Here is a 14,838-nt window from a genome sequence, read left to right as displayed (position 1 = left end):
CATCTCCTAATCAAATTAAATCGGGCGCACACTGCCCGTCAAAATACTAGCGCCAAATTCGCGCATTAAAGTTTGTACAAAACTATCGGATTGAATTGCCTGCTCTGCTTTTACTTGTCGTTCAGCACGTTCAGCAACCGCTTGAGCATTAGCAGTTTGTTCAACCATACCTATTTCAAAATCGATACGGATTTCCTTACCAAATTCAGCAAATCGCTCGTTCAGTGCCACAGTCAATTTTTCTCCACTACCAGCGGACAATAAGGTTTGCAGTGGGACGCACAATTTCAGTTGAATTGCATTACCGTTCAACTGACAAGACCGCAATTCACTTTGCTGCGCTAATTGTTGAGTCACACCACGCACCGATAACGAAGCGGCCAGATTCGGCCAATGTCCGTCCCAATTAATTTCAGCTATAGGCATCAATTGCAAAGGTTTACTAGCAACAGGTATTGATTCTGGTGCGGGCTCGGCCAAAACCTCAGATGTGGTCGTTATATCCGCTGTCGTATTAACTTCTATTTGCTCCGCCACAAGCGGCGCAGCCGATTCATGTGCAAGGGCTTGAGCCGCATTCATCTCCGGAGTTAGGTTAGGCGCGATGTCCTCCGCCCAATAGTCGCCTTCTTGGATTTCCTTATGATGACCGACAGGACCTGCTTTCGGGTTTTGATCAAATTCAATGTCATCCCACGGCGGAGGCATCTCACTACTTCCACCATAAGTCGGCGCGGATTCGCTCCTCGTCACTTTGGGTGCTGGCACCGGATGGGCGGTATGTTGAGCCGAAGCCACTACAACTGGCGCAACCGAAGCAACTGGCTTGGCGATCACCTCAGATACAGGTGCAACTGGACTTGACGCTGACGGTCTATTTGCACCTTGTCCATTTTGTTTTTGGCTGCTGGCAGCGCGCGCGGCGGCTAGCGCAGCCATTGCGGGGCTCATGGGTTTCGTCGAAGCCGGTACTGCTATCGCCGCATCATTTACTTGCATAGGCACTTTTGACGATGGCGTTACTATTGCCGGCGACACAGCAGGAGATATCACTGGCACAATCCTATTTTGCACTGACACAGGTTCAATCGTAGCCGAATATGCATTAATATCTGGCATCTCACGCGATGTCAAAGACGTCGGCGTTTGCGCAGGAACAGCTGGGCGCACGACAGACGAAGGAGAAGCACGATTTACACCACCATTCAAACTGCCATTATTGCCCCCCAATCCACCTAAACCTGCCGACGTTCCTAGCGACGCTGGTCGAAAGGCCAGCATACGCAACAAGGTCATGCTAAACCCAGCATATTCATCAGGCGCGAGGCCGATTTCATTGCGACCATGAACAGCGATTTGATAAAACAGTTGCACTTCTTCTTTATTGAAATTTTGTGCCAAACGCAACAATTCGCTACGTTCAGGTAAATCATCTGCCAATGCTGCGGGCACCATCTGAGCGACAGCAATTTGATGCAGCATCGTACCCAAATCTTGCAAAGCGGCTTTATAAGACAAGCTACGCGCCGCCATTTCGTCAGCAATCGCCAACAATGCAGCGCCGTCTTCCTGCGCCAAAGCATCGAGTAAACGAATTAAATAAGATTGGTCTAAGGCGCCGAGCATGCTTTGCACGGCATCCAAACTAACTTTACCTGCTGCATAAGCAATCGCCTGATCAGTTAAAGACAACGCGTCACGCATAGAACCATGCGCACCTTGCGCAAGCAAGCGAAGCGCAGCCAGCTCAAATTCGATATGCTCTTGACCTAAGATATTGTCTAAATGAGCGACGATATGACCTGGCGGCATTTGCTTCAAATTAAATTGCAAACAGCGCGACAAAACCGTGACAGGAATTTTTTGCGGGTCGGTTGTAGCGAGTATAAATTTGACGTGTTCAGGTGGTTCTTCCAAGGTCTTCAACATGGAGTTAAAGGCATGGTTAGTCAACATGTGAACCTCGTCTATCATATAGACTTTGAAACGTGCATTCGAAGGTGCATAAATTGCTTGCTCCAACAGCGCTGCCATTTCATCAACACCGCGATTTGAAGCGGCATCCATCTCGATATAATCGACAAAACGCCCAGCATCAATCGATGAACAGGCATCACACACACCACATGGCTGCGCGGTTATACCTTTTTCACAATTAAACGACTTGGCTAAAATGCGTGACAGCGTCGTCTTACCTACACCGCGCGTTCCGGTAAATAAATAGGCATGATGTAAACGCTGTTGCTCAAGCGCGTGGGTTAAGGCACGAACAACATGTTCTTGACCAACAAGAGTATCAAAACTCTTAGGGCGATATTTTCTAGCGAGGACTTGATAGGACATGGTGCAATTTTACCTTATTCTTCCGCGCAAAAATCGCGATTGGGACATGAGGAATGTTTCAATCCAAAATACTTTTGATCGTTTTACATGGAGAACTACTTCGATAACTTTGGGCGCACATCACGTCCCAGATGTTAATCCAGTAAGATACGAAAACTAAAACGCCGACTATTCAGGCTGCTGCATTTTAATGAAAATTACGAAAGTACGCAGCAGCTATTTGTGTATCACGACAATGTCGCTATCAGGTAGAGTTAATCCTTCGGGCTTAGGAACGTCTCGTCGACGCAATTCCTCCCTCAATGCAGCGACTTCTTGATGCAGTGCACGGATATCATTGTGCAGCTCTTGCTCGAAGATCTCTTCCTCTTCACCGACAAACAAGGCTGCAATATTCGCGGTGACGAATGAAAACATGGCGTACCCTAATAGCACAATGAAGAACGCAAATATCTTAGATGCAGGCGTGGATGGCACTATATCGCCATACCCCACCGTTGCAACGGTGGTAAAAGCTAGCCATACACCATCAGGGTAATTAGTTACATTAGGCTCGAGCCAATAAAAACCTGCGCCCGCACTGCTGAGCATAATTAAAGCAAGCGCCGTCATTTGTGCCAAATGACTGGGACGCATATTACTCAAAAGCAAGGTTGATATTCTCAACAAAATCACCGCGCACAAGCTCAAGCGAATCAACCATTCAAAAGTGCTCCAATGGGCAGGTGAAGGAAACACACTAAAAATGCACCCGATAATGATTACAACATCAAGAATGAACTTCCCATGTTTTCGCACTTGATGGCGATGACGAATCCACTGCCAGGCTGTATCGGCGATCAATATCAAGGCCACTACGCCATATAAAACACGTCCCACACGCTGCGCATCTAAATTCTCATAAACCAATAGCAAATAGAATGCAGGTATTGAAAGCAGTAAACCTAACAGCAATACCGGTCGTGCGAACCAAGAAAAATGAGTCCATTCTGATCGATGTTCACGCACGCTTTGCAATTTCGAGTTTGATTTATCCAATGTCTACCCCACAAATAATCATGCTTACTAAAATTTCGTGAATAACGCACAGAAAAATTATCGCAAACAATCAATATCTGCTTTGCGATTCATCATAAACGCTTCAGAAACGCAAACGCTTGCAACAGACAAACACCTAACGAATTCACACGAACTTCAAGAAGAAAATCAAAATAGAATAATGCAGGGGGAAATTGACTACGATAAAACGGAAATTAGCGTGACTTAACCCTGATCGGGTAAAAAAGAGGAAGAGGCGAGCCTGATCTGCGGCACTTACGGGAAATGACTGTGGCTGCTTCGTTCCCGACCTGACCAGATTGGTCACGCCGCAATGCGCAGGGGCCCGCCAGCCGTAATTATAGCGCATTGCGTATCTTCCGTGAATGAAAATCAAATGATCAAGTTCATTTACAGCACTCAATTACAAACCAAGCTCTTGCCAAATGTTATCAATACGCTTTTTCACTTCCGGAGACATCTGAATTGTTGTCCCCCACTCACGCGTCGTTTCTCCCGGCCATTTATTGGTCGCATCCAAACCCATTTTGCTACCCAAACCACTGACTGGCGATGCAAAATCAAGGTAATCAATCGGTGTATTATCGACCATCGTGGTATCGCGCAGCGGATCAACGCGAGTAGTAATCGCCCATATAACTTCTTTCCAATCGCGAATATTCACATCCTCATCGACTACGATGATGAACTTAGTATACATAAACTGACGCAAAAAACTCCACACGCCAAACATCACCCGTTTCGCATGGCCCGCATAAGACTTCTTGATCTGTACCACCGCCATACGATAACTACAACCTTCAGGCGGCAAATAGAAGTCTATAATTTCAGGAAATTGTTTTTGCAACAGCGGAATGAAAACTTCGTTAAGTGCAACACCTAACACCGCAGGCTCATCCGGCGGTTTGCCGGTATAAGTGGAGTGATAAATAGGATCACGTCGCATCGTAATTCTATCTATAGTAAATACAGGAAAACTATCTTGCTCATTATAGTAACCAGTGTGATCACCGTAAGGACCTTCTAATGCGTGCTCATAGCCACTCGGATGGGATTCATCAGGATAAATATGTCCTTCCAAGACAATCTCGGCAGAAGCTGGCACACGTAACTCACTACCTATCGCCTTGACAAGCTCAGTACGACTACCTCGAAGCAATCCAGCAAATTGATACTCGGACAAGCTATCTGGCACAGGCGTCACCGCACCAAGAATAGTCGCCGGATCTGCCCCCAAGGCTACCGCAATCGGATAGGGTTGACCTTTAGTCGCCAAGGCATGTTCGCGAAAATCCAAAGCCCCTCCCCGATGCGCCAACCAACGCATGATCACTTTATTTCTCGATAAAACCTGTTGGCGATAAATTCCCAAATTCTGGCGTTTTTTATGCGGCCCTTTTGTAATGACCAGTCCCCAAGTAATCAAAGGCGCCACATCGCCTGGCCAACAATGCTGGATCGGCAAACGCGCGAGGTCAGCGTCATTCCCTTCCCAAACAATCTCCTGACAAGGCGCACTTCGTAATTCCTTAGGCGCCATATCCCAGACCGCCTTTACCAATGAGCCTAAACCTAAAATATCTTTAAAACCTTTGGGAGGCTCAGGCTCCTTCAACGACGACAGGACATGTCCAATCTTGCGCAACTCGCTAATATCATTCGCTCCCATACCCATCGCAACGCGCTTTGGTGTTCCAAAGAGATTACCCAATACCGGAATAGTGTGCCCAGTAGGTTTAGTAAAAAGGAGCGCTGGTCCTTCCATTCTCAAAGTACGATCGCAAATTTCCGTCATCTCAAGGAAAGGGGAAACCGGCGTAACTATCTGTTTTAATTCATTTTGTTGCTGCAATTGGGAAATAAAATCCCTTAAATCTGAATATTTCATATTTTTTTACGAATTAAAAGATCTTAAAAATCTGCTCAAAAACCCAAGGCAAGTAGTTGATTTTATTAGCGTTTGCTGCGACGCAGCACGATTCATTATATCAAAAAGTAATAGGTTTAAAATTCTATAGTATTGACTTGATATAAATGCCCCCCTACAATTCGCCCAACTTTGAAAACCACTGGATTGATTTACAGTAATTTTTTGAAGCTGTTTGAGTTTACCTAAGTGTATCTGATTCGAACTTCTTCAATTTATGGGCATCGGATTCCCATCTCTGGGTAAGGACAACAACTCTCCTTACTACAAACTCAGGCGAAAGCCTTAATCCGAATTTCGTTGTTCATCCTTTTTTGCCATGCCATTGCAAGACACAAAAGGATGAAAAACTCCGGCGCTTTGTGATTATGTCGCATAAGACATGATCAAGGGCGATGTTTCTGATTCGATGAAGTAGCTTCATGAACTGCTTTGCGGTGTATCGCAGGCGGTGCTTCTCGAAATTTCAGGAGGTTGTATGCTTCAAAATTTAATACCAACAACGCGAAATTTAAGTAAGAGTCTTCCCTCGGAAAAAGAGATGACTCGCTTACTCGCCCAAACTATGTCTCACAGCAATACACACAAAAACAGTAATACAAGCAATGGTAAGTCCACAGTAAGTAATTCAACTTCAATATTGCACCTCACTTCTGGACTTGGACTGATTGCCACGCTGTTGTTAATCTGCATGTTTTTTAACCCTACTCTTGCCGATAAGTTTCGCGCAATGTCACCATTTTCTGGGGAAGAACAAACTGGCCAGGAAAACAAAGCTGAAGCACCTGATTTGGCCATGCTCATGGCAACACCGCAACTGATTTCACAAGCTAATGCCAGTGAAATTGAAACCAAAGCAGATTTGGAAGCTAGTACCAATTACAAATTGATAGGTAGTCAACGCCAACAGCGTTTGGTCACAAGTTGGCTAGCAAAACGCTATCGGGTTGCCAATGATGCAATCGATATGCTGGTATCAGCGGCATATCTGACTGCGCAAGAAACCAAACTAGATCCTTTATTGATTCTGTCAGTAATCGCCATTGAATCTCGCTTCAATCCTTTTTCCGAAAGCCCTGTGGGCGCGCAAGGCTTGATGCAGGTCATGTCTAAGGTCCATCAAGATAAATTTTCCGAATTAGGCGGCGTCAAAGCAGCTTTAAATCCAGTTGCAAATATCAAAGTTGGCGCTATGATCTTGAAAGACTACGTGACCAGCGCTGGCTCCGTTGAAGCAGGCTTGAAGCGTTATGTAGGCGCTTCGGACAATGAGACCGATGGTGGCTATGGTCACTTGGTCATGTCGGAATACAAGCGTTTAAAGGATGTTGCAGCAGGTAAAAGCGTATCGATTTTTTCGACCACCGCTCGTCCTGCAATGATTTCTCGTCCCCAAGAGCCGATTGAGGAGAAACGCGATAGTCTGACGCACAATAAAGAAATTAAGCCCGCAGTCATTGATCAATTGGCTGGGATTTAAAAAACTTAGGTACAGTATTAAGCTTTACCTTTGGTTCATATAAATTTTCGGATTTCAACAAAAAAACGCAGCACTTACAAAAGGCTGCGTTTTTTTGTGTCCGCTCGTTAACGCGTTCACAATAAATTATTCGGATTCGACCTTGCATCGAAACCAAAGTCATATTCAGCCGCCACTTTCATCACAGCATCTCGAAAATCATGCATTAGCTGCGAGCGAATGCCGCCCCCAGGATAAGCCAAGACATATTCGTAGCTTATTTCACCCGCAAACGGCCGCACAACGACACCATGCCTCTCCCAGATCTTAGCCGCAAACGGTTCCACTATCGCTAAACCCAATCCATTTGCAACCATCGCATAACGAGTATGTGACGTATGCGTTTTAATGACATTTCTCGGAATGCTGCCGGCATCTGCCAAGCTTTGTTGCTCCTTCTCGTAATTTTGCGAACTAATAGGCACCCAACCTATCAAGTTTTCCCCGTGTAAATCGGTAGGATAAATCATCTCCTTCTTTTCTAAGCGATGTCCAGCAGGCATCGCACAGGAGACGTTCACGCGCAAAATCTTTTCTATCTCAACTCCAGCAAATGCTGGAAAATCCATCGCGATGGCCATATCGACTTTCATGTCCTGCAAGCGCACCAAAATTTCAGGGCCATTGCATGTATCCACAGTGACAGGAACATCAGGATGATATTTAAAAAATTCCTTCAGCACTAAAGGCATTAAAGTCGTTGATAGCACAAACAGGCAAGCCACAGAAATACCTTCTGGCGCTTCATTGCGAATATTGGAAGCGACTTGACTCAACCGTTCCAAGCCCAAGAAATTTTCTTCCACCGCACGAAAAAAACGGACACCAGCAGTAGTCGGCTCTAGTCTTCCCTTGGACCGATTAAACAAACGAAATCCGAGTGAGTCTTCTAAATCAGAAATCAGCCGACTTATTGCCGGCTGTGTAATATTCATCTTGCGCGCAGCACCAATACTGGTTCCTGCAACCATCAAACAACGGAATGCTTCAATTTGTCTAAATTTCATCATAATTAATTTATCTTTAAGTTAAAATAAACTTTAAACAACATTAATCATATAATAAATTCACATAGTTAATGCAATTTTGTGACTAGACATGATACGTGAAGTTTGAAATACTGGATCACAGATGCGCGTATGAGAAATGTCAAAGAACAATTCCGATAGTGCATTAAATAAAAAATATAAATATAAAAATACGCAAAAGATGATTTTATGACAGGATATTTACTTATCCAAGACATGTCATTCCTATCAAGAAATTATTCTTTTGAACTGCTTTGGGGAGAGCAATATGTTGGCATATGGAACGGTAAAACTATTCGGATTAGACGAAAAACTCGATATAAACACGGGTTTGCGACGATCCAAACTCACACATCTTTATTTAGGCGACATCGAGGCAGAATCACGCTTCGAATGTTTAGCCTTTGCTGGTGCATCAGGCAATTCAAATTTCGTCGGACTTGAATATCTCTCGGGGCGAATTGGGGATCGTGTCGGCGGCTTTATTTTGCAACACATAGGCTCGGTAAAATCGGGACTCTCAATCAGCACCTTAAATGTAATATCAGGTTCAGGTACAGGTGATTTCGCAGGAATTAAAGGTCATGGTCGCACCACTTGGAATATGAGCGGAAATGCCACTTCACAAGTATTGCTTGAGTATAGTTTCGACTAATTATTACGATTTTAGCTTCATATCTGCTCATTCTTAATCTAAGCAATTGAAAACAAAAAGCCCTCAGTATCGAGGGCTTTTGCAAAAATTAAACTATCAACTCACTGATAAGTAGCACTAACAAATACCATCAGCAGACGCAATAAATACACACAATTCGTTTATTTTGCGTTGATTTCGGTTACGCGAAGACGCACCGCCAATTTATCCAGAACACCGTTGACATATTTGTGTCCGTCTTGGCCACCAAATGACTTAGTCAGCTCAACTGCTTCATTAATCACAACGCGATATGGGATTTCAATATGATTTTTTAACTCATAGGTGCCAATTAACAAGGCAGCATGTTCAATTGGTGACAACTCGGCAATACCACGGTCAATAAATGGCGCGAACTCTTCACGCAATTGTAAAGACTGATTAATAGCGCCATGCAGTAAAGCATCAAAATGCTCACGATCGGCTTTATCAAAGCCATGTGCTTCTCGAATATGGGCATCAATCACTCCAGAATCCTCATTATTCAAAAGCCATTGATAAATACCTTGCAGTGCAAACTCACGCGCACGATGACGCGGTGAGCGATTTTTGCTTGGATTCGCGTGTTGGGTATTGGGTGTCATGCTATTTCCTATCTTTATACTTACTATCTTTGCTGTCGACGTCTTCTCTTAAAGAAAACCAGCACAAATTTATTCTTGTTCGTAATTAATGTCTTCAGTCGCTTCAGCCAATTCTTCTAAGGCTAAAGTCAAGTTCGCCATTTCTACCGCAACACGAGCTGCATCAGCGCCCTTTTCATGCATACGAACTTCTGCTTGCTCGTCGTTCTCTGTCGTCAAAATAGCATTGGCGATTGGAATTCCTGTATCAAGCGCGACACGTGTGATACCTGCACCAGACTCATTCGATACTAATTCAAAATGATAGGTCTCGCCACGAATCACTGCGCCTAAAGCGATCAATGCATCAAATTGATGAGTAGCGGCCAATTTTTGTAGTGCTAACGGGACTTCCAAGGCGCCAGGCACAGTCACATGCAAAATATCTTCGTTCATTACACCTAAACGACTTAATTCTTGCAAACATGCATCCAATAATCCTGCACCGACATTCTCGTTAAAGCGGGCTTGAACGATACCAACGCGTACACCAGCACCGTCTAAATTTGACTCATAATGTCCGACTGTCATTTTACTTTCCTTTCAACCCGCAGGCTGAGTATGTTTATCTCGTTAAATGTCAAAGTCCAAATGCTTAGCTCGCTTTAGGACTATCCATATAACCTGTTACTTCTAAATTAAAACCTGTCATCGATGGCATCTTGCGAGGATTTGCCAATAAACGCATACGCCCGACACCCACATCTCTCAAAATCTGTGCGCCAATGCCGTAAGTACGCAGATCCATGCGTGCTGCACGACCTTGTGGGCGCTTTTCTGGCGTAGTCAATGCATTAAACTGAGCAAATAATTGCTCCGCCGTTTCTTCGCAATTTAGTAATACCATCACACCGTTATCCGAAGCTTTAATAGTATCCAATGCGCTAGCAATATTCCAGGAATGAGTAGAAATCTCACTCTCTAGCAAGTCCAAAATTGACACCGGTTGATGTACTCTTACGAGTGCTTCTTGTTCGCTCGTTACAGTACCGTGAACTAATGCCAAATGAGCAGAATTACTTGGCAAATCTCGATAAACAATCGCTTTAAACATACCGTGTACTGTTTGCATTTCGCGCTCGGCAACACGTTGAACCATGCTTTCATTTTGGCTGCGGTAACGTATTAAGTCAGCTATCGTACCAACCTTTAAATTGTGCGTCGCTGCGAATTCTAACAAGTCTGGCAAACGTGCCATCGTGCCATCGTCTTTCATAATTTCACAAATTACCGACGATGGATTTAAGCCCGCCAATTCTGCTAAATCACAACCTGCCTCAGTATGACCCGCGCGCATCAGAACACCACCCTTTTGCGCTTTCAAGGGAAAAATATGACCCGGTTGCACGATGTCATCGGCAGTCATTTTTGGATCTACAGCTACCTGCACAGTCCTAGCACGGTCCGCTGCAGAAATGCCGGTCGTCACACCTTCTGCCGCTTCTATAGATACTGTGAAGTTTGTACCATAAGCCGTACCATTGCGTGACGACATCATGGCCAAATTGAGTTGATCACAGCGCTCTTCGGTCAGTGTTAAACAAATCAATCCGCGGCCATATTTCGCCATGAAGTTAATCGCTTCTGGTGTAACAAATTCGGCAGCCAATACAAGATCGCCTTCGTTTTCTCTATCCTCTTCGTCCACCAAAATCACCATGCGTCCCGCACGTAATTCTTCGACGATTTCTTGTGTATTCGATAGTTTCATTGATTTTTTCCAGCGTAAATAGCAGCTATTTGACTCACTATTCACTATATTTGATCACAGCCCTCTATTCTAAAGGATTTAGCCACACTTGCAGACGCATCATGCATCCTTTACTGTCTTATTGACATCGAAATCACAATATTTCTGATTTAAATTCGTAAAACCTCAGTTTTTGGGTTTCGTCATTTAATCGTATTTTTGCCCTTTATGCGAAACCTAGATCTCAGCAGTTTTGCGCAACGATGCTGACCTCGATGTTAACCACATCGTTAAGGCAAAAAAATGCCGCGATAAACGCGGCATTTAAATACTAAATGGCAATAAAATTTCTATTAGTGACCATGTCCTTCGCCATAAGTTTCCACATTAACTGGCATGTTACCGCCATTTTTACCTTCAAAGAATAAAGGCTTTCTAGCTTTACTACGAGCGCCAACTTCATTCATGGTATTCACATCATATAGTCGACCATTAATCATCACTTGGGCAATTTGATCCGATTGACGTATATCTTTCAACACGTCTCCGCTAATAATCACCAAATCAGCTAACTTACCCACTTCCAGTGAACCAATATCTTTATCCATTCCCAGATATCGCGCACCATTAATCGTCGCCGCACGAATCGCTTCCAACGAGCTCATACCACCGCGAGCTAAAGTCCACATTTCCCAATGTGCACCCAAACCTTCACGCTGTCCATGCGCACCCACATTGACAGGAACACCTGCACGTTGCAGTTCAGTCGCAGTACGAGCAACATTAAATACATTAAAGTCCTCCTCGGGCGCGGTCTCACGACGCACGCTGCGAGGCTCTAATACAGAACGCGGCACATAGCGCGACAAGATGGGATGCTTCCACACATCGGTACGGGCATACCAGTAGTGCTCGCCATCCAGACCACCATAACCAACAATCAAAGTCGGCGTATAACCGACCTGAGTCTGCGACCACAGCTGCTTCACGTCTTCATAGGCATTTGCCACAGGGATGGAATGTTCAACACCAGTATGACCATCAATCACCATCGTCATATTGTGTTGAAACAACGAGCCGCCTTCAGGCACCACCATCATGCCGGTCTGACGTGCAGCTTCCAGAATTTGTTGGCGTTGTTCGCGACGTGGCTGATTGTAACTTTTTACTGAGATTGCGCCAGCTGCTTTGAGGCGCTTCATATGAGTTAAAGCATCATCCAAACTATTCACAACAGCACTAAAATTCGCTTTCGCACCATATAGAATCGTTCCTGTTGAATAGATTCTAGGTGCGACAACATTGCCCACCTTTTGCATCTCACTATGCGTAAAGATTTCAGACGTATTATTTGATGGATCATGAATTGTCGTTACACCAAACGCCAAAGACGCGAAATCCACCCAACTTTGCTGCGGAATCACTTGTCCTTCGCCCATACCTCCATGCCAATGCACGTCAACCAATCCTGGAATAATGGTTTTACCCGTGGCTTCAATTTGTGTAGCGCCCGCTGGGATTGCTACACTATCTGCACTACCAATAGCCAAGATGCGATTGTCTTTTACCACCACACGTGCATTCTCAATGACTTCATCACCTTTCATCGTGACAACGCGTGCACCAGAAATTACTGTCACTCCAGTCGGTTTATCTGCATTTACACGGAAACCAATTTTCATACCACTTTCAAGCGGCTTAGCGACTTCTTTTGCTGCGCCCGGAACAAAATTGAAAGCATCCTTCAGGGAACTCGTAAACAACTCATCACCCAAGGAAAAATGCAGCTTCTGACTGTCGCCAGACCAATGCAAATAATCTCCAGCGTTCACATCTAATTGTTTAACCGGTAAGGCATCCGCTTTTGCGCCAACACTTATCGCTTTACCAGCCAGAGGCATAGGCATTGCGTACGCATGGAAACGCTCATTGAATGCAAGCCATTTACCATCGGGTGAAATTGAAAAGGACGAAACGAAATCACCTTTCGCGACAGCTACGTCCTCGGTTTTATCTAATGCAACGCGAAATAAGGAAGTCGTCCATTCAACCTCACCGGCGTATTTGGTGCGCGTCAAATAAACCGCATCATTATCATTCGAAAATTGAGGCGCATTTCCGTCGTCTGCAATTTTACGTGGCAATGAGTTGCCATCCGCTGCAACAGCGAAAACTCCAGTTTCCAATCCATGCCAAGGTGAAGTCAAATACCCCCCACGCGCCTTCACGAAAACCACTTGCTTGCCATCGGGTGACATCGTAACTTCCGTATATTTTCCAGCTTCTTTGGTCAATACAGTTTCTTGACCGCTACGTAAATTCAAAATACGGACGCTACCTAACTTCTGATCATCCCAAGTCGTGAATAAGACGGATAGTCCATCACGAGAAAACCGAGGAAAATACTCAAAATGATCGGTTTGTTTGGTCAAACGGCGTGGCGTACCATTCGGTAAATCACGAATGTATAAGTAACCCATTGCCGAATAAATGACCTTATCTCCCTGAGGTGCCACATTGACCCAACGTAGCTGCTTTACGTCGAATTGATCGCTACCAACAGCTGTGTCAAAACGGACTGCAGGCCTGATCTCACGAGTATCTTGAACATGAAATGGAATCTCTTTAGCCGATTGAGCGAACGGATCTACTCGCCATATTTTTCCTTGCGCCCAGACGATGATTTGTTTTGCGTCAGGCATCCACGAGAAAGCGGGATAAACACCATGTATTGCCCAAGCCTCCTGCATATCTCGCTCTAAATGGCCCCATGCAGGAGTTTCCTCTCCAGTTTTCAAATCCTTCAAGAAGAGGGTTGATTGATTGCGTACGCGACGCACAAAGGCCAAATATTTTCCGTCAGGCGAAGGCGTAGGGCGAACCGCACCTCCGGCGCCGCTCACGAATGGAATGGTCTTTCCATCACGTAAATCTTTTCTAAAAATTTGATAGATCTGGCCATTTGAATCCTTGTTATATTCAAATGCTGTCCCACCCGTCGTATCTTGGGAATAATAAATATAACGACCATCCGGTGAAAACGCTGGTTCACCTAAGTCTTTTTGCCAATTTGGTTTCTCGTTAATTTGCACACCAGAACCACCGCTGGCATGGAACATCCAAATTTCTCCTGAGCCCAATGAGCGCGTACCAGAATAATGTTTGCGGGCAGCGATGAATTGTCCATTTGGATGCCACACGGGGTTATTCAGCAAACGGAAATCTTCTTTCGTTACCGCATGAGCATTACTACCATCGACATTCATGACCCAAATATTGTCGCCACCACCTGCATCTGACATGTAAGCGATTTGCTTGCCATCAGGCGAAAATCGCGCCTGCATCTCCCAAGCCATCGTATGCGTCAGGGCTTTTGCTTCACCACCAGCTATCGGCATGAGATACAAATCGCCGAGTACATCAAAAACAATTTGCCTACCGTCAGGACTAACGTCGACACTCATCCAAGTGCCCGTTTTTATATCCAATTTTGCCGTTTTACTCTCGCCTGGCGGACTATTCACATCCCATTTTTTCTTAGGTGCATCCGCTGCACTTACCAACGCGGATATTGCCAACAAGGATGCAACAATCGTATTACGACTAATATTTTGCACGAAACTCTCCCAAAAATATTCTCAAGATAAAAATCGACTATGTATTTCAAATGCGATTTTCATCCATTTTTATTGAATTAGACTTACTGATTACTAAGACAAAAACACTGAGGGCTTGGTTCAAATATATCCGCCAAAATATAAAAAAACTGCACGAGCCTAAAAGCTCTAAGAAAAATTATGAGGTGAGTTCGAAATAGGTCTAAGTGGTATAGGAGGATTTTTTTGTAGGAAGCGCAAAAAGCAAAAGCCCCTGATTCGAAGTGAATCAGGGGCGATGCGGAATAAGAGCCTGACGATGACCTACTTTCACACTGGTTGCAGCACTATCATCGGCG

10 protein-coding genes and 1 other RNA gene are annotated in these 14,838 nt (G+C 44.7%); 2 read left to right on the top strand and 9 right to left on the bottom strand.

Features of this window, described 5'->3' with window-relative positions; translation table 11 throughout:
• Positions 1-15: 15 nt before the first annotated feature.
• From ACO0KZ_RS19680 to ubiD, 4 genes are all read right to left on the bottom strand, one after another.
• Positions 16-2,343: a DNA polymerase III subunit gamma/tau gene (locus tag ACO0KZ_RS19680; protein ID WP_422998388.1), complete on the bottom strand. Its 2,328-nt coding sequence runs from the start codon at positions 2,341-2,343 to the stop codon at positions 16-18.
• A 216-nt stretch (positions 2,344-2,559) separates the two neighbouring features.
• Positions 2,560-3,381 (bottom strand): potassium channel family protein, encoded by an 822-nt coding sequence (locus ACO0KZ_RS19675; protein WP_422998386.1) that lies wholly within the window; start codon positions 3,379-3,381, stop codon positions 2,560-2,562.
• Positions 3,382-3,633: 252 nt separating this feature from the next.
• Positions 3,634-3,732, bottom strand: an RNA gene (gene ffs / locus ACO0KZ_RS19670) — signal recognition particle sRNA small type.
• A 73-nt stretch (positions 3,733-3,805) separates the two neighbouring features.
• Complete coding sequence (gene ubiD, locus ACO0KZ_RS19665; RefSeq protein ID WP_422998384.1) at positions 3,806-5,290, bottom strand: 4-hydroxy-3-polyprenylbenzoate decarboxylase; 1,485 nt, start codon at positions 5,288-5,290, stop codon at positions 3,806-3,808.
• Positions 5,291-5,807: 517 nt separating this feature from the next.
• On the opposite strand from ubiD, the gene ACO0KZ_RS19660 reads away from it, so the two are divergent.
• On the top strand, positions 5,808-6,809 hold the full coding sequence (locus tag ACO0KZ_RS19660) for a transglycosylase SLT domain-containing protein (protein WP_422998382.1): 1,002 nt from the start codon (positions 5,808-5,810) through the stop codon (positions 6,807-6,809).
• A gap of 116 nt (positions 6,810-6,925) precedes the next feature.
• Here the strand turns inward: ACO0KZ_RS19660 and ACO0KZ_RS19655 are convergent, their stop codons facing one another.
• The gene (locus ACO0KZ_RS19655; protein ID WP_422998380.1) at positions 6,926-7,858 is read right to left on the bottom strand and encodes a LysR substrate-binding domain-containing protein; all 933 of its coding nucleotides are present in this window, start codon (positions 7,856-7,858) and stop codon (positions 6,926-6,928) included.
• A gap of 286 nt (positions 7,859-8,144) precedes the next feature.
• Between ACO0KZ_RS19655 and ACO0KZ_RS19650 the strand changes: the two genes are divergently transcribed.
• Positions 8,145-8,531 carry a DUF3224 domain-containing protein gene (locus tag ACO0KZ_RS19650; RefSeq protein WP_422998378.1) on the top strand — a complete coding sequence of 129 codons (387 nt, stop codon included), beginning with the start codon at positions 8,145-8,147 and terminating at the stop codon, positions 8,529-8,531.
• Between the two features lie 161 nt (positions 8,532-8,692).
• Here the strand turns inward: ACO0KZ_RS19650 and nusB are convergent, their stop codons facing one another.
• The 4 genes from nusB to ACO0KZ_RS19630 form a co-directional block, all read right to left on the bottom strand.
• Positions 8,693-9,154: a transcription antitermination factor NusB gene (gene nusB, locus ACO0KZ_RS19645; RefSeq protein WP_422998377.1), complete on the bottom strand. Its 462-nt coding sequence runs from the start codon at positions 9,152-9,154 to the stop codon at positions 8,693-8,695.
• A gap of 69 nt (positions 9,155-9,223) precedes the next feature.
• A complete protein-coding gene (gene ribH, locus ACO0KZ_RS19640) occupies positions 9,224-9,724 on the bottom strand; it encodes a 6,7-dimethyl-8-ribityllumazine synthase (protein WP_422998375.1) in 501 nt (166 codons plus the stop codon).
• Positions 9,725-9,788: 64 nt separating this feature from the next.
• The gene (gene ribBA, locus ACO0KZ_RS19635; RefSeq protein WP_422998373.1) at positions 9,789-10,904 is read right to left on the bottom strand and encodes a bifunctional 3,4-dihydroxy-2-butanone-4-phosphate synthase/GTP cyclohydrolase II; all 1,116 of its coding nucleotides are present in this window, start codon (positions 10,902-10,904) and stop codon (positions 9,789-9,791) included.
• 332 nt (positions 10,905-11,236) lie between these two features.
• Positions 11,237-14,500 (bottom strand): amidohydrolase family protein, encoded by a 3,264-nt coding sequence (locus ACO0KZ_RS19630; RefSeq protein WP_422998371.1) that lies wholly within the window; start codon positions 14,498-14,500, stop codon positions 11,237-11,239.
• Between the last annotated feature and the right edge of the window lie 338 nt (positions 14,501-14,838).

Origin of the sequence: Undibacterium sp. Di24W (assembly GCF_049340325.1) — a bacterium.
GTDB lineage: Bacteria > Pseudomonadota > Gammaproteobacteria > Burkholderiales > Burkholderiaceae_D > Undibacterium.
This window is presented reverse-complemented; position numbering and strand designations above follow the sequence as displayed.

Excerpts from the sequence above, each read along its gene's own strand:
- ACO0KZ_RS19680 (WP_422998388.1), bottom strand. The coding sequence starts at position 2,343 with ATGTCCTATCAAGTCCTCGCTAGAAAATATCGCCCTAAGAGTTTTGAT.
- ubiD (WP_422998384.1), bottom strand. The coding sequence starts at position 5,290 with ATGAAATATTCAGATTTAAGGGATTTTATTTCCCAATTGCAGCAACAA.
- ACO0KZ_RS19660 (WP_422998382.1), top strand. The coding sequence starts at position 5,808 with ATGCTTCAAAATTTAATACCAACAACGCGAAATTTAAGTAAGAGTCTT.
- ACO0KZ_RS19655 (WP_422998380.1), bottom strand. The coding sequence starts at position 7,858 with ATGATGAAATTTAGACAAATTGAAGCATTCCGTTGTTTGATGGTTGCA.
- ACO0KZ_RS19650 (WP_422998378.1), top strand. The coding sequence starts at position 8,145 with ATGTTGGCATATGGAACGGTAAAACTATTCGGATTAGACGAAAAACTC.
- nusB (WP_422998377.1), bottom strand. The coding sequence starts at position 9,154 with ATGACACCCAATACCCAACACGCGAATCCAAGCAAAAATCGCTCACCG.
- ribH (WP_422998375.1), bottom strand. The coding sequence starts at position 9,724 with ATGACAGTCGGACATTATGAGTCAAATTTAGACGGTGCTGGTGTACGC.
- ribBA (WP_422998373.1), bottom strand. The coding sequence starts at position 10,904 with ATGAAACTATCGAATACACAAGAAATCGTCGAAGAATTACGTGCGGGA.